Raw genomic sequence first — 20797 nt, forward strand, 5'->3', positions numbered from 1 at the left:
AACCCCATGGAAACCAATTCCCAATGGATCGATATCGACACGGCGGAAGGCAAGTTCGGCGCCTACCTGTCGCTGCCGCGCGGCGGCAAAGGTCCCGGCATCGTCTTGCTTCAGGAAATTTTCGGCGTCAACCAGCACATCCGCAACGTCGCCGACCAGTATGCGGCCGATGGCTATGTGGTGCTGGCGCCGGACCTGTTCTGGCGTCAGGGCGCACGCATCGAACTAGGCTATGACGGAGCAGACTGGAAGCGCGCGGTCGAACTGATGCAGGCCACCGATTTCGCCAAGGCGCAACAGGACATCACCGCCACCCTCAAGGTGCTGCGCGGCCTGGATGCGGTGGGCAAGGCCAAAGTGGCGTCGATCGGCTACTGCTTCGGCGGCCGCCTGTCCTACCATACGGCCGCCAACGGCCTGGTGGATGCGGCGGTGGCCTATTACGGCGGCGGCATCCAGAATGCGCTGGAGCGCGCGTCCGAGATCAAAGTGCCGGTACTGATGCACTTCGGCGCCAAGGACGACCATATCCCGACCGAAGCGGTGAAAAGCATCGCCGAAGCCTTCGACAACAACGAACAGGTTGAAATCCACGTTTACGAAAACGCCGAACACGGCTTCAACTGCAACCACCGCTCTTCGTACAACCAGCGTGCCGCCGCCCAGGCGCACGGCAACTCGCTGCTGTTCCTCGGCGAACAGCTCTAAGCCCGCAACAGTCCTTCCCCGCCAGCGGCGCCTTTCTTCAGGCGCCGCAGCTGCAACCGTACCCCCACCAGAAACACCACGAACAGCAGGCCAGTGATGGCTTTCAGCTCCGGCGCCTCATGGCTGGTCAGCCATGGATCGCCATACGGCAGGCGGGTGGTGGTTTCGGTCACTGCCGGTATCATGTGGAAGAACACGGTCAGCGTATAGCCGACGGTCGACACCGCCGCCGAGCGCACGCCGAACTTGCCGCGATCGGCCAGCCAGGCTGCACCCAGCACCAGCAAGGTCATGATGCCCAGCATATGCGGCTTGCCGAAGCCGCCGTGCTGGAAAATGCCAAAGCCCGTCACGCAGGTCAGCACCGTGCTCCAGATGTATAGCTTGCCCAGCGCGCTGTCCGGCACGATGCGCTTGTCGCGGACAAAGGAGCGCAGCGCGGCGTACACCGCCACCAGGCTGATCAGGGTATGGATGACACCGAGGTAGGTTAAACCGTAGATCATGGCGCGCCCTTTCAAGTAGGTACGCTGATCGTACCCGCTAACGGCGCGCCGGTCATACCACTTAAAGGGTATTGCGGCTGCGTTAAAATAGGCAGATCACCCACAAGGAAGCACGCCCATGGCCCGCCTCAAGCTGGATTTTCCAGACGACCTGTTTATTTTTTCCACGCAGCTGACGGTGCGTGTCACCGACATCAACGGCGCCAACCACCTTGGCAACGATTCGATGATCTCGATGATTTCGGAAGCACGCGCGCGCTTCCTGTTCGAATACGGCCTGCAGGAAACCGGCGCCGACGGCCTCGGCATCATCGTCACCGATCTGGCCACCACCTATAAGGCCGAGGCGCATGCGCGCGACCAGTTGGTATTCGAGGTCGGCGTGATGGATTTCAACCAGTACGGCGGTGACATCGTGTTCCGCATCACCCGCCCGCGCGACAGCAAGCTGGTGGCGCTAGCCAAATACGGTTTTGTCTTCTTCAACTACAAAACCAGCCAGGTCACGCCGATGCCGCCGGAGTTCCTGGCCAAGTTTCCCAAAGTGAACCGGCTCGACTAAGCCTGCTTACTTCTGCGCCACCTGCTGCACCACGGTTTTCTTGAACCATTCGTCCAGCATCTGTTTTTCGTAGCGCAGCGTATCGTTGTCGAAATAACCGGTGCGGCTCCACTGGTAATTCATATTTGACAACTGATCCTCGCCGCTGCGCAGCACCGTGCCGTTTTCCTCCAGCGTGTAGCGCAGACGGATGCGCGGCCAGTCGGCGCCACCGGTCAGCACGCGGATATCGTCGCCGGCGCGGCGCGGGTACAGCCGGCCAGCCAGATCGATGTCCAGCACTTCGATCTTCAGCGACTGCCCTTGCGGCAGCTTCTTGTCCAGCGTGGCGAAATAATCGCTGAAATCCTTCAGCGTGCGCTCGCGGTCCACCTCGCCACGCGGCACATCGGTAAAGTCTTCCGGCTTGACGTAGCTGACGCTCACTTCCGCCAGCGCGGCGCTCGACGCCAGCAATGCCGTCAGCCCGGCCAGCACGGTTTTTGTCATCAGGCGCATGATGCCCCTCCTTGGATAGATTCTATACAAGCAATATAGCCCTTTTCGCCGGCCTGCGCCCGCGCTGAATAAGTTTGTTACCAATCGCCCGCCAGCGGACATGTCACGGTGTTGTCATACCTGATCGATAAGATTGCGGCCGTCGAAGCCCAGCCACTGCTTCGCATGATGCCAGCCAGGCACATGGAACGGCCACACACCACAACAAGGTACCAACACCATGACCGAGCAACTTGATCCGTCCCGCCGCAACCTCCTCAAATTCCTGTCCAGCGCACCGCTGCTGCCGCTGGCTGGCGGCAGCGCCACCGCCGCCCTGTTGGCCGCCTGCGGCGGCGGCGACACCGCCATCCCCGCCGCACAGCTGATGTCGGTGAGCTTCTCCGGCATGGCCGCACCGTCGCTGGCCGATGCGCCGAAAATGGCCACCACCACGGTCGCCTCGGCGATGCAGGCGCTGTACTCGGACGGCAAGACCGTACCGTACAAGCTGGCCTACCAGACCTTCTTCATCACCGGCGCGCAAGTACCGAACGGCAGCGGCGGCACCGTGCTGGCCGGCGGCTACTGGGACATCAACAACAAGCCTATCCTGGACAAGACCGACGCCAACTCGCGCCAGTTCTTCTCCGATGCGCCGGACGGCACCTCGCTGCTGAGACTGGCTTCGACCACCGTGCCCAACATCAAGGGCAACGCCGTGTTCGCCGTGGTGCAGTTCGAATACACCACCCGCAACGTCAAGGGCGATTCCGTGTATGGCATGCTGCCGTCGCCGATCGCCGTGCTGACGCTGGACCAGGACAAGACCACCGGCGCGCTGACGCTGGTCAAATACCATAACGTCGACACCAGCGCCGCCAACGGCCTGTGGATTACCTGCGGCGCCAGCCGTTCGCCATGGAACACCCACCTGTCGAGCGAAGAGTACGAGCCGGACGCCAGCACCATCGAGAAAAACACCCAGTTCGCCAACTTCAGCCTCAACCTGTACGGCGACGCCACCAAGGCCAATCCTTACCACTACGGCCACCTGCCGGAAATCACCGTCAACCAGGACGGCACCGGCAGCTGCAAGAAGCACTACTGCCTGGGCCGCATCTCGCACGAACTGGTACAGGTGATGCCGGACGAGCGCACCACGCTGATGGGCGACGATGCCACCAACGGCGGCCTGTTCATGTTCATCGCCGACAAGGCGCGCGACCTGTCCAGCGGCACGCTGTACGTCGCCAAGTGGAACCAGAAGACCACCGACAACGGCGGCTCGGCTACGCTGACCTGGATCAAGCTGGGCAGCGCCACCTCGGCTGAAATCAAGGCCCTGGCCGACCAGCTGAAAAACGCCGACATCATGGAAGTGAAAACCGCCGATCCGGCGGACGCCAGTTTCACCAAGATCCCGTTCAACGGCACCTACAACTGGATCAAGATCAAGCCGGGCATGGAGAAGGCCGCAGCCTTCCTGGAAACCCACCGCTACGCAGCGCTGAAAGGCGGCAGCATGGGCTTCACCAAAATGGAAGGCACCACCGTCAACGCCAAGGACAAGATCGCCTACTCGGCCATCGCATCGATAGGCTCGGCAATGACCAATGGCTCAGGCGGCATTTCCATCAAGGGCCCATCGGCCGGCGCGGTGTATGCGCTGAACATGAAAGGCGGCCAAGTGGACACCGCCGGCGCTGCGATGAACAGCGAATGGGTGCCGGTCGACATGGCAGCCGTACCGGCGCTGGTCAGCGAAGACCTGGCCACGCCTGACGCGCTGGGCAACAAAGCCAACGCCGACAAGGTCGCCAATCCGGATAACATCAAGTTCTCCGAAAAACTGCGTACCCTGTTTGTGGGCGAGGACAGCAGCACCCACGTCAACAACTTCCTGTGGGCGTACAACGTCGACACCAAGGCGCTGACCCGCATCCTGTCGACCCCGTCGGGTGCAGAATCCACCGGCCTGCACGCAGTGGACGACATCAACGGCTTCGCCTACATCATGAGCAACTTCCAGCACCCAGGCGATTGGGAATCGGTGCATAGCAAAGTGCAGGCCACGCTGGACCCGCTGATCCGCGCCAACTACCGCGACCGCTACGGCGCGGCAGTCGGCTACATCACCGGCTTCCCGGCGCTGACCTTCTAAGCCGATCGAGCCGCCAACCCGCCAGCGGCAGCTGGCGGGTTGGCACATTGCGTGAGAATCACTTTAATTTCCAAATGGCAAGTTTTAGCTTCTACCAACTTACCAGGACATCTCATGAGTTTCCGATTGCATGAAAGAATGCCAAAGGCGGTCGCAGAAGGCCGCAAGTTCATCGACGCCAAAGTGCGCAGCAAAAACCTGGATATCGCCGCCATGCAGCAAACCTAGGCGTACAAGAAAGAATACGCCGCCTCCATCGCCGAATTGAGCGGCAAGCCTGAAGCAGAACGCATCAGCGCTTGCAACTTCGAATGGGTCCTTATAGCGACAAGGCGTCCAAGAAAAAGTAAACAGCCCTAGGGGTTGGCCGGCCGCAGTTTCTGCAGTTCCGCCGCCGCATGGCGGTTGCCCGGATCGAGCGCCAGCACCCTGGTGTAGCCGGCGCGCGCGCCTTCGACGTCGCCCGCCGCCAGCAAGGTCTCGGCCAGGCTGTCGTGGACATTCGGGCTGGCTGGATAAGCTGCGGCGTTCCAGCGCATCACCTGCACCGCCGCCTCGATTTTCTGCTTGCGCAACAGGCCGTAGCCGAACGCGTTCAAGGCCTTTTCACTGACATCATAATTTTCCGGTTCACTGGCGCGCAGCCTTGTGTATTCGGCGCGCATGGCGTCGAGTCCCTGGTGGTACAGAATCGGCGTCAACGCATCAGCCAGGCTGCGTTTTGGCAGCGCCACCGGCTTGCCGTGCAACTGGTCGGCAATATCGCGCGCCATGCCCACCACCACCGCTCCCTGCCAGGCATTGTTGAGAATGATGATGGTCACCCGATCCGACACGGAGCGCACCAGTATGCTCTGATAGCCGGGGATGCTGCCGGTATGCGTCACCACCGGCCGCGCCGGACCGCCCTGCACCGTCCAGTCCTCGACCCCCCAGCCGTAGCCATATTGATTGCCGCGATCCATGAACATCTCGCGCTGCGCCGCCTGGCTGAGCAGGCGGCCATCGGCCAGCGCCGTGTCGAAGCGCAGCAAGTCCTGCGCGCTCCCATACACGCCAGCTGCGGCATAGGAAACAGACGCGTCGATATACGGCGGCAGCTGGCGGCCGCCATCATCGGCCGGCGCTGTAGCCAACGCAAGCTTGGGCAGGATGCTGCGGCCGTCGAAAACGCCGCTGTCGCGCATGCCCGCCGGTTGCAGGATATGCTGCCGCAGATTGTCGGCATAGCTGTTGCCGGTGGCTGCCTCGATGATCATGCCGAGGAGGAAATAGCCATTGTTGTTATAGCGCCAGACGCCCGGCTTGCCGGCCAGCTTGCCCGGTATCCACTCGCGGGCAAATTCGGTTGGCGTGTAGGAACGGCGCGCGGCGCTGGTCCAGAATGGATCGGTATAGCGCGGCGCCACGTCAGCCAGGCCGGAGGTATGCGACAGCAATTGCCGCAGCGTGATGCGCCCGGCCTCGGTCTCCGCGTACAGCGCCGGCAGATAAAAGCCGACGGTCTGATCCAGGTCGATGCGGCCTAACTCCGCCAGCCGCATCACCAGGGTCGCCGTCATCGGCTTGCTGAGCGAACCGATGCGGAACACCGCATCGCTCTCCAGCGGTGTTGTCCATCCCGGCTGCGCCACGCCGAACGCAGCCTGGTACAACGGCTTGCCATCGCGCGCGACCAGCACCACACCGCTGAAGTCACGCTGTTCAGCGTAGCCACGCACCAGTTGGTCCAGCGTGACGGTGCTGGCCTGGGCGCTGGCGCACATGGCGATGAGGGCGATACAGGCCGCGCCTGCGCCGGCCATCAATTTACGCACCGTCATTTTTTCGCCGGCCGGATGCCGGTGTATTGCGCCGAGACCAGCAGCCATTGCTGATTGACCAGCCGGGCGACATAGCCAGCACGCAGCGCGAAGCTACGCGCTGCGCCATCCTGATTGATGGTGTACGACAGCCGCGCCGAAATCAGCGCCGTATCGCCGGACTGGCGCACCACGGTTTCATCCAGCTGCAGCTGCGGCGCGGGCCGCTTCTGCTCCGGCGCATAGAACGACAGCATTTTTTCACGGCTGTCGACTTCGCCCAGCGGCGAGATCTCGACATAGTCCTCAGTGGTGACGGCCTTCAGCGCCGCCTGGTCAAAACTGTTTTGCGCCTGCGCGTGGCGCTGCACCAGCGCGGCCAGTTGGGCCTCGTCAGGCGCAGCGTGTGCCGCAGCGGCGCAAACCAGCGCAGCGCCGGCCAATCCGGCGGACAGGAAGTGGGCAAAGCGTGTCTTCATGCGTTTTCATCCCAAAAAGCCTAACAATAGGATGTTCACGCGCAAACTGAACCGGTTTGCGATAAACCGCAACAAATCCGGCCCAGAATGCATATTCAAATGGCTAGAAAGCAATCACGCAGTCAGTACTCCGGGGTTGAGTTTCTGCGCTTCCGGCGCCAGGATGGTCTCTGTTTACATCATTGCAAAACGCCAGCCGTCACTGAATTTTGCGTTCTCGCCCCCCAAAGCACCAGCAACAACGCCAGCACCGTCAGCGCAGCGCCGGCATACATCACGGCGGCGTAACCAAGGTTGGCGCTGAGTACCATTGCACCTGCCGCCGCGCCGATCGCGTTGCCCAGATTGAACGCGCCGATATTGACCGACGAGGCCAGGCCCGGCGCTTCGGTCGCAGCGCGCATCACCCGCATCTGCACCGGCGGCACCAGCGCGAAGGCGGCGATGCCCCACACCAGCAGTCCAACGGCAGCGCCGGCCTGCGTCTGTGCCAGCCACGGGAAGGCAAGCATGGTCACCGTTTCCAGCAGCAGGAAGCCGATCAGCGTCTTGTCGATCGAACGGTCGGCCAGTTTGCCGCCGAGCGAATTGCCAATCGTGAAACCGATGCCGATCAGCGCCAGCATCGCTGTGATAAAACCAGGCGTAGCGTTGGTGAAGGTTTTCAGCGCCGGATTGATGTAGGTGTACAGCGCGAAGGTCGCGCCCGAGGCCAGCACCGTGGTCAGCAAGGCTTGCAGCACCACCGGGCGCAAAAGCACTTTCAATTCCTTGCGCACATTTGGCGCGGCGCCTGCGCTGCCTTGCGGCAGGAACATCAGCAGCGCCGCCATGGCCAGCACACCCAGCGCGCTGATCGCACCGAACGACTCGCGCCAGCCCAGGTTGTCGCTGAGCCAGGTCGCGGCCGGCACACCACCGATGTTGGCGATGGTCAGGCCGAGGAACATGCTGGCCACGGCACTGGCCTGCTTGTCGCGCGGCACCAGGCTGGCCGCCACCACTGAGCCGATGCCAAAGAACGCACCGTGAGTCAGGCTGGTGATGACGCGCGCCACCATCAGGCTGGCGTAGCCGGGCGCGATAGCCGACAGCAGATTACCGATGGTGAAGATCGCCATCAGCGCAATCAGCGCCTTGCGGCGCGGCCAGCGTGCCAGCAGCAAGGTCATGAACGGCGCACCGATCGTCACGCCGATCGCGTAGGCCGAAACCAGCAGGCCCGCCGTGGGAATAGCAACGTTGACGCCTTGGGCGATCGTCAACAACATGCCCATCGGCCCGAATTCCGTGGTGCCGATACCGAATGCGCCAATTGCCAGGGCCAACAGTGGCAGCGCGGAGGAGTGAGTGTGTTTATTCATAGTTGAAGCATTATGCGGCCCACAATTTCCCAAATAAAGCCCATAATCCTCAAAATACTTTTGCGAATAATGGAAAAATGAAGCTGGCACTGGATGAACTGACGGTATTTCTGGCGGTGGTCGATACCGGCTCGCTGACAGCGGCGGCGGAGCATCTGGGCCAGCCCGTCTCGACCATCAGCCGCCTGCTGGCCCGGCTGGAAGAGAAGCTGCACACCACGCTGCTGCGCCGGACCACGCGCCGCATGGACCTGACTGACGAGGGATGTGAATTCCTCAAGGACGCGCGCAACATTGTGGAATCGGTCCGCATTGCCGAAGACCGGATGATGGAGCGGCGCGGCCAGCTGGCCGGCCCTTTGCGGGTGGATGCGGTCACACCATTCATGCTGCATGTGATGGTGCCGCTGATGCCGGGCTATCGCACGCTGCATCCCAAGGTGGAGCTGAGCCTGAGCAGCAACGAAGGCTTTATCGACCTGCTGGAGCGGCGTGTCGATCTGGCAATCCGCATCGGCGACCTGAAAGACTCCACACTCTACAGCCGCCTGCTCGGCCACACCCGCATCCGTCTGCTGGCCAGTCCGGCATACCTGCGCCAGTATGGTGTGCCGCACGAAGTGGGCGACCTGCCGCGGCATGAGCTGCTCGGTTTCAGCGAGCCGGAGATACTGAACCAATGGCCTTTGCTGCATCCCGACGGCAAGCTGGTGCAGATCGCGCCTACCATGACCTCGCCCAGCGGCGAGACGCTGCGCCAGCTGGCCTTGCAGGGCATGGGGATTATCTGCATGTCCGACTTTATGACCGCCGTCGATGTCGAACAAGGAAGGCTGGTCGAAGTGCTGCCGCAGCTGGTACAACACAAACTCAAGCCCATCCACGCGGTCTACTACCAGCACTCGACCGTCTCAGCCAGGATCGCCTCGATGGTGAACTACCTGGCCGAAGCCATGCGCGCGCCGGAAGCGGCCTGGCCGACATTGAAGACACGCTGAAGCGCGGCGCGCTCTACCGTGCGGCGCGGCACGCGCATGCGGCTGATAATAGACATATAGCCTCCAGGGAGAACTATCATGTTGAAGAGTACCTTTGCCGCGCTGGCGGCATTCAGCATCGCAGCTTGCGGCGGAAGTTCCGGTTCCGGCAGCAATCCAACCCAGCCGCCTACCCAGCCGCCGGTAACACCACCAACCACCAGCGGTCCTTCCTCGCTGGCGACCGGTCTGCAAATCCCCTGGTCCATCGCTTTCTACGGCAGCACGCCGCTGGTCAGCGAACGCGGCACGGCGCGCATCCTGGCGGTTGGCGTGAATGGCGCGCTGACACCGGTCGCCACCATCGCCGGCGTCAACGGCAGTGGTGAAGGCGGCCTGCTCGGCATCGCCGTGCGCGACAACTATCTGTACGCCTACTTCACCGCCGGCGCTGAAAACCGCATTCAACGCTATCCGCTGACAGGCCAGGGAAGCAGCGTGCAGCTGGGCACGGCGCAGACGCTGCTGAGCGGCATTCCCTCCGGCAGCAACCACAACGGCGGCCGCCTCGCCTTCGGGCCGGACGGCATGCTGTATGCATCCACCGGCGACGCCGGCACCTCCAGCCGTTCGCAAAGCCTGAGTTCATTAGGCGGCAAGATCCTGCGCATGACGCCGGACGGCCGCGTACCATCCGATAATCCGTTCAGCGCTTCCTATGTCTACAGCTACGGCCACCGCAATGTGCAGGGCATGGCGTGGGCCAGCGACGGCAGCATGTATGCCTCCGAATTCGGCCAGAATACCTGGGACGAGCTGAACCAGATCAAGGCCGGCGCCAATTACGGCTGGCCGGATGTCGAAGGCAAGGCCGGCAACAGCAAGTACACCGATCCGCTGCAACAATGGGCGACCTCGGACGCCAGTCCGAGCGGCATCGCCATCAGCGGCGGCAATCTCTACATCGCCAATCTGCGCGGTGAGCGGCTGCGCAAGGTGCCGCTGTCGGCCACCGGCACGGCCAGCGAATTTTATGTCCGCGAATATGGCCGCCTGCGCGATGTGGTGGCGGCGCCCGATGGCCGGCTCTACGTCCTGACCAATAACACCGATGGCCGCGGCACACCCAAGACCGGCGACGATCGCCTGCTGAGCGTGCCGGTGCTGTAACGCCTTACTACGTCAACTGGCGCAGCGCGCGCGGTGCAGTGCCTGGCAACTTGAAGGTCCCCACCGTAACCATCAAGGTCGCTGCCTGTTCTTCAAGCGACTGTGCCGCGGCGGCGGCCTGTTCGACCAGCGCCGCATTTTGCTGTGTCACGCTATCCATCTGCATGACAGCCTCATTGATCTGCTCGATGCCGACCGTTTGCTCACGGCTGGCAGCAGAGATTTCGCCGATCAGATCGCGCACATTGGTGATTGAGGCCACCACATTCTGCATGGTGTTGCCGGCGCCTTCGACCAAGGCGCTGCCTTCATTGATACGCTCGACCGAATCAGTGATCAGGGCCTTGATTTCCTTGGCAGCGGCTGCGCTGCGCTGCGCCAAAGTACGTACCTCGCTGGCCACCACGGCAAAACCGCGTCCCTGCTCGCCCGCGCGGGCCGCCTCGACTGCCGCGTTCAGGGCCAGGATATTGGTCTGAAAAGCGATACCGTCAATCACCGCGATGATCTCGACAATCTTGGTCGAGCTGCCTTTGATGCTGCCCATGTGCGCGACCACATTCTGTACTTCCTGGCCGCCCTGCGCGGCCGCGCTGGCCGCACGCGCCGCCATCTCACTGGCGTGGTTGGCGCTATCGGCGCTTTGCTTCACCGTCGAGGTCAGCTCTTCAAGCGAACTGGCGGTCTCCTCCAGCGCACTGGCCTGCTGTTCGGTGCGTGAAGACAGGTCGAGATTACCGGTGGCGATTTCTCCCGATGCGGTCGAGATCAGATCCGAACCGCCGCGCACTTTCGCTACGATGCCCAGCAAGCCCTCGTTCATCGCACGCAAGGCGCCGAGCAATTGACCGACTTCGTCCTGCGAGGTAGCGTCGATGCGGCGCGTCAGATCACCTTTCGCCACCGCATGTGCCACCTCTACCGCATAATTCAGCGGTGCGCTGATCGAACGTATCAGCCATGTACCCAATACCGCCGTGCTGCTCAGGCCAATCACCATTGCGGCGATCGACAACCACAGGGTATTGTTGTAGCGATGCTGGCCTTCGGTAAATTCATGTTCGGCGACGTCCAGCTGCAACTTGACCAAGTCGTTCAGCGGCACACGCAGCGTCTCGTAGTCTTGTTTGGAGCGCGCCGCCAGCGCCTTGATACGCGCCGCATCACCAGCGCGTACCGCGTTGACGCCCGGCTCGTAAATCTCCGCCGTGAGCGAATTGATAGCAGCCTGCGTCTTGCGCACCAGCTGTTGCTCCTGCTCGGTCAGTTTGGTCGCAGTGTACTGCTGCCACATCTCGGTGCTACGCTTCATCGTTGCTAGCAGTTCGTCGGCCTGGGTGGAGGGATCGGCATCCTGTATTCCTGCCAGCGACAAATACCATTGCGTCCGCAACATGCTGCGCGCGGCGGCATCCAGTTTGCCCAGCGCCACCACCCGGTCTTCATAAACCGTTTTAAGTGCTTGATTGCTGCGATGCAGATTCACCAGTCCATACCCGCCGAGGCCAAGCAACAGGAACGACATCAATAAAATAATCAGTAGCAGGCGCTGTTTAATGGACATGGAATCAGTATTAATTTTGTGGTTTAAGGAAACATAAATTTAAGCCCGCCAAAGGCTACCCTCTCCTTCCAGCATCCGCTAGGTAGTAAAAATAGATAAGATTGTTCTATTTATAGAACAATAACAAGGATAAAATGGAGAAAATTATTAGCTTATGTTTCAATGGAAGACTTCAATGACCTGGCAATATTCGCTGCTGTTGTAGAACACGGCAGTTTTTCCGCCGCAGCGCGCGCCCTTGCCACACAAAAATCGCGCGTCAGCCGCCGCGTTGCCGGCCTTGAGCAGCGGCTCGGACTGCGCCTGCTGCAACGCTCCACCAGGGCAGTCCATGTTACCGATATCGGGGCGGCATTTTACTCGCAGTGCAAACGCATGACTAACGCAGCGCGGGCGGCGCTGGAAGTAGCGGAACAAGCCCATACACTGCCTTCCGGACGTCTGCGCGTCAGCGCGCCGAGCGGCTTGGCGTACGTGTTCATCATGCCGCTGCTGGCGCGATTTCTATGCGCTTATCCCAATGTCAAACTTGAACTGGAAATGTCGAATCGCCGGGTCGACGTGATCGGAGAAGGCTTTGATGTTGCCTTGCGGGCGCGCAGCGTCATGGATGATTCCAATCTGGTCGTACGGACATTTGGCAATGTCGAGCAAATATTAGTCGCCAGCCCGGAATTTATTCGCGCTTACGGTCCTTTTGATTCACCAGCATCGCTGAGTAAGAAAAGAGGACTGGGCCCCAAAGCAACTAATACGCATATGCCGCATTGGAAACTCTTTTCAGTTTGCGGCGAAGAAATTGAAATTGATTATATTCCCGCTTTATTTAGCAATGATATACATATGATATTGGCTGCAGCATTAGGCGGCGCCGGCATAGCGGTATGACCGGCCAATTTGTGCGGTGACGCCCTCCGGACCGGCCAACTGGTCACTTTACTGCCGGGCTACAAAGCCGCGGCCCATCAGATACATGCCGTCTTCCCGTCGCGCCGCGGCCTGGTTCCTGCGGTCAAAGCCTTCATTGACTTCCTTGCCGCCGAGCTGCCCGAAATCATGCGCCAAAACAATACTGAGCTGGATGCGTTGTTAAACGATGCGGGCTAGCGACGCACAGGTCCAACATTTTACAAATATCTTTATTTTGCAATAGCAATATTGCCAAAAACGAAGTATTGTTGTGCGTATACATAAGCGTTACAGAAGACTAACGCCGCCGTCATTGAAGGCGGCGTACAATAAATCCATACTAGGTGTTGTGCAGAGCAACGGGAGTTTTTATTGCCTGTTGTTAATGGCTGTGTGTAAGACTACAATCGGATGTCATTCAGCTGAAACAATTTGCGGAACTTGTTCATATGTCTTTTCTGTCTTCTGCCACGCCCAAGTTAGCGCCATGGAAAGTCCTGTTGGTCGACGACGAACCGGATATCCATGACATCACCAAGCTGACCCTGACCCGCTTCCGCCTCGACGGCCGCGCCTTGAGTTTCGTACACGCCTACAGCGGCGCCGAAGCCAAGGAAGTACTGGCGCGCGAATCCGATATCGCGCTGGTGTTCCTCGACGTGGTGATGGAAAAGGAAGACAGCGGCCTGGAAGTCGCCCGCTGGATGCGCGAAGACCTGGACAACCAGTTCACCCGCATCGTGCTGCGCACCGGCCAGCCTGGCCAGGCGCCGGAAGAACGCGTGATCGTTAATTACGACATCAACGATTACAAGGAAAAAACCGAGCTGGACCGCACCAAGCTGTTCACCACCACCTTTGCCGCGCTGCGCGCCTACCGCGACATCATGAAGGTCGAGGAAGCCCGCCGTGCCCAGCTGAACTACCGCGAAGGCCTGGAGCGAGTGATCGCCGCCTCGGCCCACATTTTCCAGCAGCGCAACCTGAAAGACTTCGCCAACGGCTTGCTGCAGCAAGTGGTAGCGCTGCTGCGCCTGGAACACAGCATGCTGCTGCGCCTGCGCGGCGCCACCGCCATCACCAGCGTTAATGATTACGAAATCCTGGCGCAGATCGGCGACGACGAAGGCACGCTGCTAACGCCAGAAGTGCTGGCCCAGCTGGACGCCGCCAAGAGCAATAAGATCTCGCGCGTTGAGGGCGACACCTACATCGGCTACTTCCCCAACGCCAGCGGCAAGGCGTCGCTGCTGGTGCTCAAGGGCGTGGAAGAAATTTCGGAAATCGACACCAAGCTGCTGGAAGTATTCTGCTCCGGCGTCGCCATCGCTTTCGACAACATCCTGCTGAACCAGGAAATCACCGACACCCAGGCCGAGCTGATTCTGCGCCTGGGCGACGTGGTCGAATCGCGCTCCAACGAAGCCGGCAACCACGTACGCCGCATGTCGGAAGTATGCTACCTGCTGGCCCAGGAAGCGGGCCTGCCGGACGATGAAGTGGCGGTGCTGCGCCACGCCGCGCCGATGCACGATATCGGCAAGATCGCCACCCCGGATGCGGTGCTGCTCAAGCCAGGTAAACTGGATGCCGCCGAATGGGAAATCATGAAGCAGCACCCGACCGTCGGCCTGTCGATCCTGGATGGTTCGCAACGTCCGATCCTGAAGGCCGCCGCAGTGATCGCCCACCAGCACCACGAAAAATACGACGGCAGCGGCTACCCACAAGGCCTGAAGGGCGAGGACATCCACCTGTACGCGCGCATTGTCGCCGTGGCCGACGTGTTCGACGCGCTGATGCACAAGCGCTGCTACAAGGAAGCCTGGCCAATCGAGAAGGTCATCGAGCATCTGCGCGAAGTCTCCGGCCATCACCTTGATCCGGTGTATGTGGACCTGCTGATCAAGAACATCGACAAAGCGCAAGCCATCAACGAACGCTTGCCTGACTAAGCGCCGCGCGCGCCATTGCATAAGCATATTAGCAATTGTTCGTAGGAAGTCGATTTCCTTGCTCGTAAGATCGTGGTCTGCCTCCTCAGACCACGCAAGGAAATCACGATGCACAAACACGTCCTCCCACCACTGTTCCTGCTGGCCGCGCTGCCCGCTGCGCTGGCACAAGCGCAGGAACTCATCCCGCAAGGCGATACCGCCGCCGCCATCGACCAGGTGACGGTGGTGGGCTCGCGCGCCCGCAACCGCACCGTGTTCGATTCCGCCGTGCCGATCGACCGCTTCGGCGCGCGCGAAGTGCAGAATGCCTTGTCCAGCGGCGAAGTGGGCGCGGCGCTGCAAGCGCTGGCGCCGTCAATCAATTTTCCGCGCATTGAATCCAGCGGTGCTTCAGACTCAGTACGCGGCGTGCAGCTGCGCGGTCTGGCGCCGGATCAGGTACTGGTGCTGATCAACGGCAAACGCCGTCACGCCAGTTCGGTGCTGGATACGGAAAGCAGCTTCGCCGGCACCGTGCCGGTGGATGTCAACGCCATTCCGCCCGGTGCCATCGACCACATCGAAATCCTGCGTGACGGCGCTGGTGCGCAATACGGCAGCGACGCGGTGGCCGGCGTGATCAACATCGTGCTGAAACAGCAGCGCACCGGCGGCTCGGCCTCGGTCAGCTACGGCGCCAACCATACCGACTTCAAGCCAAGCAACGACACCAAGACCGACGGCCAGACCAAGATCGTCAACGCCGACTACGGCGTGCCGCTGGGTGACGCCGGCTTCTTCCGCTTTGGCGCGGAAAGCCGCAGCCGCAATCCAACCCAGCGCGCCGGCTTCAGCGACGCCGGCTGGACCTCGTGGAACTACACGCCAGCCGACCAGGCGCTGGACGGCAAGGTGGTGTTCAAGTCCGGCGATTCGCCATCGCACAACAACTACGCCTTCTATAACGCGCTGCTGCCGCTGGGCGATGGCGTCGATGCCTACTCCTTCGCCACCGCCAACAAGCGCAAGTCGGACGGCAGCGCCTACTTCCGCTATCCGGGCGATCCATCGAATGTGACGACGGTGTATCCAAACGGTTATCGTCCAGTCACGCATGGCGACTCGACTGATCTGAGTGTGGTGGCAGGCCTGCGCATTGCCAGCGGCGGCTGGAACTGGGACCTCAGTGCGCGCCACGGCAGCAACAAGTTCGACTACGATGTCAGCAACTCGCTGAACGCCTCGCTGGGCGCGCAAAGCCCGACCAGCTTCCACCTGGCCTCTTTCGATTACCGCCAGAACGCCGTGAACGCCGACCTGACGCGCGAACTGAACTTCGGCGTGCCGGTCAACCTGGCCATCGGTGCCGAATACATCCGCGAAACCTATACCAGTTCGCCGGGCGATGCCGCTTCCTACGCCGCCGGCGCCATCACCGATGCGCCGCCGGGCGCGCAAGCCGGTCCTGGTTTGCGTCCACAAGATGCGTTTGATGGCAGCCGCAATATCAGCGCGGTCTACATCGACATCGAAAGCGACATCACCAAACAGCTGCTGGTCGGCGCCGCCGCGCGGTATTCGGACTACAGCGATTTCGGCAGCGCCAGCACCGGCAAACTCTCGGCGCGCTACAAGTTTACCGACCAGTTCCTGCTGCGCGCTTCCTTGTCGAACAGCTTCCGCGCACCAGCGCTGGTGCAAACCGGCTTCCGCTTCTCCACACTGAATTTCAACAGCGACGGCAGCGGTTTGCAGACCGCCTCGCTGCTGCCGGCCAGCGATGCACTGGCGCGCGCATTCGGCGCACAAGACCTGAAGCCGGAAAAATCCACCAACCTGTCGCTGGGCCTGGCGTGGAAGCCGGCGCGCAACACCAGCTTCACGCTGGACGGCTACCGCATCAAGATCAAGGACCGCATCACCCGCACCAGCGATCTGCAAAGCGACGCCGCTACCGCTTATCTGGCCGGCATCGGCCGCAACGATATTCAATCAGTGGCCTACCTGGCCAACCTGCTGGACACCACCACCACCGGCCTGGACGCGGTGCTGAACCACGACCTGTCCTTCGCTGGCGGCAAGCTGGATCTGAACGCCGCGCTCAATCTGAACAAGACCCGCATCGACGCCGTGCACCAAAGCTCGGCAGCGCTGGCCAAGATCGATCCCGAGTTGACGGTGCTGACCGACACCAGCCTGTTCCGCATCCGCAATGCCTCGCCGAAGAACAAGCTGGTGCTGAGCGCGGACTGGCAAGCGGCGCAATGGGGCTTGCTGGCGCGCGCCACGCGCTTCGGTCCGCTGAAGGATTTCTCGTATGACGAAGACGCCGAAGTCATCGATGGTGTGCACGCGCAGCGCTTCGGCGCCGTGTGGACGCTGGACCTGGAGGCGCAATACAAACTGACCAGACAACTGACGCTGTCGCTGGGCGCGGACAACATCCTCGACCGCTATCCGCAGCGCGTCCGCGAAACCAACAACGCCACCTATGGCGGCGCCCTGCCCTACAACTTCATCAATCCGATCGGCGTGAATGGCGCATACTTCTATGCACGCGCACGCTATACCTTCTAACACTAAGGACATCATGAAAAAACTCATCATCGCCCTGGCCCTGAGCACTGCACTGAGCGCACCGGCCTTCGCCGCCAAAAACGCGCTGGTGCTGCAAACCGACTTCGGCACCTCCGACGGCGCCGTCTCCGCCATGCGCGGCGTGGCCTATGGCGTCGACGCCAATCTGACCGTGGCCGACCTGACCCACAATATTCCCGACTACGATATCTGGGTCGGCGGCTACCGCCTGTTCCAGACCGCGAACTACTGGCCGGAAGGCACGGTGTTTGTGTCAGTGATTGATCCGGGCGTAGGCACGGCGCGCAAGTCGGTGGTACTGAAGACCAAGGCCGGCCGCTACTTCGTCGGCCCGGACAACGGCCAGTTCACACTGATCGCCGAACGCGATGGCGTGGCCGAACTGCGCGAGATCGACGAGAGCATTAACCGCCGCGCCGGCTCCGGCGAGTCCTACACCTTCCATGGCCGCGATGTCTATGCTTACGTCGGTGCGCGCCTGGCCTCTGGCGCCATCACCTATGAGCAGGTAGGTCCGGTGCTGGCCAGCGAATCCGTGATCAAGATCCCTTACCAGAAAGCCGCCCTCACCGACGGCAAGCTGCGTGGCATCATTCCGGTATTGGATATCAAGTACGGCAACGTCTGGACCAACATCCCCAAGCCGCTGTTTGAACAGCTGAACATCAAGGAGCATGATCTGGTGCAGGTGCGCTTCTTCCATAACAAGAAGCTGGTGAACACCGTGGTGGCGCCGTATGAGCACACTTTTGGCGGCGTGGCCAAGGGCAAGCCGGTGGTGTATCTGAATAGCTTGCTCGACGTCGCAGTCGCCCTTAACCAGGGCAACTACGCGGCCAAAAACAAGATCGAATCCGGCGTGGATTGGGAAGTGGAAGTCAGCAAAGCGAAAAAGTAATCAGCGGCGCGCTTCCAGCTCCTGCTGTTTCACCATGCGCTCAGCGGTTGCACGCAAGGACTTGAGCGCAGCGGTGGTCGCTTCCAGCTTGCGTTCATCTTCCGCGCGCTGCGGATCGAATTTGCTGGCGGGCAGTTGCGGACCAATATTCACCGTGGCCGCAGCGGCGGCTTCGGCGTCGGCTGAAGCTTGCTGCTCCGCATAGGCGTTGCGGCCTTCCGAATATTCATCCGAGGTTTCGTTTTCCGCATTCGGCACATTGGTGTCGGTCGGCACGGCGGACACGTCCGGCACGCCGGCGTCGGACGAGGTTTTCAGCACGCCGGCAGCCTGTTTCAGCTGGCTGGCCAACGCTTTCAATTGTTGCAAGACCGATTTGGCATCCTTGCCGCCAAACAGCAGCAACATGCGGCGCAGCGCCTCAATTTGCTTCTTGATCTCTTCTACGCGCTGGCGGGCGGCATCTTTCTGGTCCCGGTCGACGCGACTGGACAGACGATCAACCACCTCGGCATTTTTCCGGGCGGTTTCCATCTGTTTTTGCAGCAAATCCTGATAGGCGTCGCTGCTGGCGGCAGATAAAGTTGACGATATGGAAAGCATGGTGTGGTCCCGCTAGTAGGCTTAGTCATCCATTACAGGCGACTGAGGCGGCGCTTTCGTTAAACCCTACTTCCGCTTGACCTTGGGGAAACGCAGCTTGTAATGCAGCCCCATGCCCGGCGCGCTGACCACTTTCACCGTCCCCCCCAGGGCGCCGGTCACCAGGTTGAACAGGATGTGCGCACCCAGGCCGCTGCCGCCGGAACCGCGCTTGGTGGTGAAAAACGGGTCGAACAGCTGTCCCAGCGTGGCGCTGTCCATGCCAACGCCGTCGTCGCTGTAGTCGAACTCCACATTGTCGCCTTCCACCTTGCCGGTGATGGTGATCTTGCCCGGCTGGCCCTCTTCAAAACCGTGCACCAGCGAATTGACCACCATATTGGTGACGATCTGCGAAACCGCGCCGGGGAAGCTGGCCATATTGATATGTTCATCGCAATTGATCTCGATCTGGATCGGCTTGCCCTTGAGCTTGGGCTGCAGCGACAGTAGCACTTCATCAAGATACTTGCGCAGATTGAAACTGCGGATATCGTCGGACGACTGATCCACCGCCACCTGCTTGAAGCTGCGCACCAGCGCCGCCGCGCGCTGGGTGTTGGTGGTCATGATCTTCAGCGACTGGTCGATGATCTCGAAGAACTGGTTCAGGCCGTCTTCGTCCAGCGTGCCGTTGGCCAGGTCTTCGCGGGTCAGCTTTAGCTCTTCCACCAAATGGCTGGTGGCAGTAACGCAGATGCCCAGCGGGGTGTTGATTTCGTGCGCCACGCCGGCCACCAGCCGGCCCAGCGAGGCCAGCTTCTCCTGCCTCACCAGTTCGCCTTGCGCATCTTTCAGCGAGGTCAGCGCGTTTTCCAGCGCGGCGTTCTGCTGCTCCAGCGTTTCCTTGGCCTGGCGGATTTGCCGGTCGGCTTGCATGCGGGCGATTGCCACCGCGACGTGGCTGGCCATGAACGCCAGGATTTCCAGGTCGGCCTGGGTGTATTGCACCTGCTGGTCGTAGCTCTGCACGATGATCACGCCATAGGCGTGGTCGCCCAGCAGCATCGGCGCGCCCATCCAGCTGGAAATGTCGACATTGCCCAGCGGGTGCTCCATCTCACCGCTGTCCACCAGCGCCTGGAAGCCGGCCCGGTCCAGCAGCATCGCCTGCTTGCGCTGCAAGATATACGAGGACATGCCGACGCCGTAGTCGAAACGCTTGACCGGCGCCAGCTCGTCTTTTTCATCGACAAAATAGGGAATGCTGACTTCCTGCGTGTCCGGGTGGTACAGCGCCATCAGGAAATTCTTGGCCGGCACCAGTTCGCTGATGATCTGGTGCAGCCGCATATTCAGCCGGCTGCCGCCGGTGGCCGTGGCCGACAGATTGGCCAGCTCATACAGCGCGCGCTGGATGTTTTCGGCGCGGCGGCGCTCGGCCACCTCGTGCTGCATCTGGATCGTGCGCTCCTGCACCGCGCGCTCCAGCCGGTCCACGCTCTGCAAGCCTTGCAGCGCGCTGGAGACGTGATGGGAGATCAGCTTGAACAGCGCCTGGTCTTCCTCGCTGAACGTGTGCTCCTTGTCGTAGCTCTGGATCACCACCGCGCCCAGCACCTGGTGGTTCTGGTCCAGCAGCGGGCTGCCCATCCAGTGCTCGGCGATGGTGCCGATGCCGAAGCCGGCATTGTCCTCGCGTTTGGAAATATGCTCGGCCGCCGTCATGACGATGCTTTCGCGCGCGCGTATTACCGCCTCGGTCGGCGACTCGCCCGGCACCAGCTCGAACAATTCCTCGCGGCTCGGCGGATCGTCCACTTCGTCAACAAAATAGACAAAGCGCACCAGATTGGGCGGGCCGTCCTCATTGCTCAGCGCGACAAAGAAGTTAGCCGCGTACATGATGCGCCCCAGCGCCGCATGCACGGCCTGCAGGAATTCACTGATATCGGTGCAGCTGCTGGATTTTTGCCCGATTTCGAGCAGCACGGTTTGAACGGCTTCCAGCCGGGAGAGGCGACTTTCCATCGATTTTCCTATGTTGACGGCATGCGATACATGCGCACAGGAAATACTAGCAGGTCAGGCCCCGGCGGG

At 61.2% G+C, this 20797-nt stretch carries 17 protein-coding genes; 9 read left to right on the plus strand and 8 right to left on the minus strand.

Annotation, left to right across the window (positions count from 1 at the left end):
- The first annotated feature begins 6 nt into the window (after window positions 1-6).
- Window positions 7-708, plus strand: coding sequence for a dienelactone hydrolase family protein (locus tag KW842_RS21555; protein ID WP_218306182.1), 702 nt, complete (start codon window positions 7-9; stop codon window positions 706-708).
- Here KW842_RS21555 and KW842_RS21560 read toward each other — a convergent pair.
- A complete protein-coding gene (locus tag KW842_RS21560) occupies window positions 705-1214 on the minus strand; it encodes a hypothetical protein (protein ID WP_218306183.1) in 510 nt (169 codons plus the stop codon). The genes KW842_RS21555 and KW842_RS21560 overlap by 4 nt on opposite strands.
- Window positions 1215-1332: 118 nt before the next feature.
- On the opposite strand from KW842_RS21560, the gene KW842_RS21565 reads away from it, so the two are divergent.
- The gene (locus tag KW842_RS21565; RefSeq protein ID WP_218306184.1) at window positions 1333-1776 is read left to right on the plus strand and encodes a thioesterase family protein; all 444 of its coding nucleotides are present in this window, start codon (window positions 1333-1335) and stop codon (window positions 1774-1776) included.
- 6 nt (window positions 1777-1782) lie between these two features.
- Here KW842_RS21565 and KW842_RS21570 read toward each other — a convergent pair whose 3' ends face one another.
- Window positions 1783-2274 (minus strand): DUF3016 domain-containing protein, encoded by a 492-nt coding sequence (locus tag KW842_RS21570; protein WP_218306185.1) that lies wholly within the window; start codon window positions 2272-2274, stop codon window positions 1783-1785.
- A 220-nt stretch (window positions 2275-2494) separates the two neighbouring features.
- On the opposite strand from KW842_RS21570, the gene KW842_RS21575 reads away from it, so the two are divergent.
- The gene (locus KW842_RS21575; RefSeq protein WP_218306186.1) at window positions 2495-4417 is read left to right on the plus strand and encodes a PhoX family phosphatase; all 1923 of its coding nucleotides are present in this window, start codon (window positions 2495-2497) and stop codon (window positions 4415-4417) included.
- A 356-nt stretch (window positions 4418-4773) separates the two neighbouring features.
- Here KW842_RS21575 and KW842_RS21580 read toward each other — a convergent pair whose 3' ends face one another.
- From KW842_RS21580 to KW842_RS21590, 3 genes are all read right to left on the minus strand, one after another.
- Entirely contained in the window at window positions 4774-6240 is a 1467-nt protein-coding gene (locus KW842_RS21580; RefSeq protein WP_218306187.1) for a serine hydrolase domain-containing protein, read from the minus strand.
- Window positions 6237-6698 carry a nuclear transport factor 2 family protein gene (locus tag KW842_RS21585; protein WP_218306188.1) on the minus strand — a complete coding sequence of 154 codons (462 nt, stop codon included), beginning with the start codon at window positions 6696-6698 and terminating at the stop codon, window positions 6237-6239. Before KW842_RS21585 ends, KW842_RS21580 begins: the two co-directional genes overlap by 4 nt.
- Before the next feature lie 179 nt (window positions 6699-6877).
- Window positions 6878-8062: an MFS transporter gene (locus tag KW842_RS21590; protein WP_218306189.1), complete on the minus strand. Its 1185-nt coding sequence runs from the start codon at window positions 8060-8062 to the stop codon at window positions 6878-6880.
- A 77-nt stretch (window positions 8063-8139) separates the two neighbouring features.
- Between KW842_RS21590 and KW842_RS21595 the strand changes: the two genes are divergently transcribed.
- On the plus strand, window positions 8140-9060 hold the full coding sequence (locus KW842_RS21595) for a LysR family transcriptional regulator (protein ID WP_218306190.1): 921 nt from the start codon (window positions 8140-8142) through the stop codon (window positions 9058-9060).
- 78 nt (window positions 9061-9138) lie between these two features.
- Window positions 9139-10209: a sorbosone dehydrogenase family protein gene (locus tag KW842_RS21600; protein ID WP_218306191.1), complete on the plus strand. Its 1071-nt coding sequence runs from the start codon at window positions 9139-9141 to the stop codon at window positions 10207-10209.
- A gap of 7 nt (window positions 10210-10216) precedes the next feature.
- Here KW842_RS21600 and KW842_RS27720 read toward each other — a convergent pair whose 3' ends face one another.
- Entirely contained in the window at window positions 10217-11773 is a 1557-nt protein-coding gene (locus tag KW842_RS27720; protein WP_218306192.1) for a methyl-accepting chemotaxis protein, read from the minus strand.
- Window positions 11774-11935: 162 nt separating this feature from the next.
- On the opposite strand from KW842_RS27720, the gene KW842_RS21610 reads away from it, so the two are divergent.
- The 4 genes from KW842_RS21610 (at window position 11936) to KW842_RS21625 (ending at window position 18115) form a co-directional block, all read left to right on the plus strand.
- Window positions 11936-12661: a LysR substrate-binding domain-containing protein gene (locus tag KW842_RS21610; RefSeq protein WP_229223834.1), complete on the plus strand. Its 726-nt coding sequence runs from the start codon at window positions 11936-11938 to the stop codon at window positions 12659-12661.
- A gap of 470 nt (window positions 12662-13131) precedes the next feature.
- Window positions 13132-14637 (plus strand): response regulator, encoded by a 1506-nt coding sequence (locus KW842_RS21615; RefSeq protein ID WP_218306193.1) that lies wholly within the window; start codon window positions 13132-13134, stop codon window positions 14635-14637.
- 108 nt (window positions 14638-14745) lie between these two features.
- Window positions 14746-17196, plus strand: a complete 2451-nt coding sequence (locus KW842_RS21620) for a TonB-dependent siderophore receptor (RefSeq protein ID WP_218306194.1) — start codon at window positions 14746-14748, stop codon at window positions 17194-17196.
- Window positions 17197-17209: 13 nt separating this feature from the next.
- Window positions 17210-18115, plus strand: a complete 906-nt coding sequence (locus KW842_RS21625; RefSeq protein ID WP_218306195.1) for an S-adenosyl-l-methionine hydroxide adenosyltransferase family protein — start codon at window positions 17210-17212, stop codon at window positions 18113-18115.
- Here KW842_RS21625 and KW842_RS21630 read toward each other — a convergent pair whose 3' ends face one another.
- Both KW842_RS21630 and KW842_RS21635 read right to left on the minus strand, forming a co-directional pair.
- Window positions 18116-18718 carry a hypothetical protein gene (locus KW842_RS21630; RefSeq protein ID WP_218306196.1) on the minus strand — a complete coding sequence of 201 codons (603 nt, stop codon included), beginning with the start codon at window positions 18716-18718 and terminating at the stop codon, window positions 18116-18118.
- A 66-nt stretch (window positions 18719-18784) separates the two neighbouring features.
- Window positions 18785-20728 carry a GAF domain-containing sensor histidine kinase gene (locus KW842_RS21635; protein WP_218306197.1) on the minus strand — a complete coding sequence of 648 codons (1944 nt, stop codon included), beginning with the start codon at window positions 20726-20728 and terminating at the stop codon, window positions 18785-18787.
- Window positions 20729-20797: the final 69 nt, after the last annotated feature.

The organism is Duganella sp. sic0402 (assembly GCF_019219065.1).
Taxonomy (GTDB): Bacteria; Pseudomonadota; Gammaproteobacteria; order Burkholderiales; family Burkholderiaceae_D; genus Rugamonas.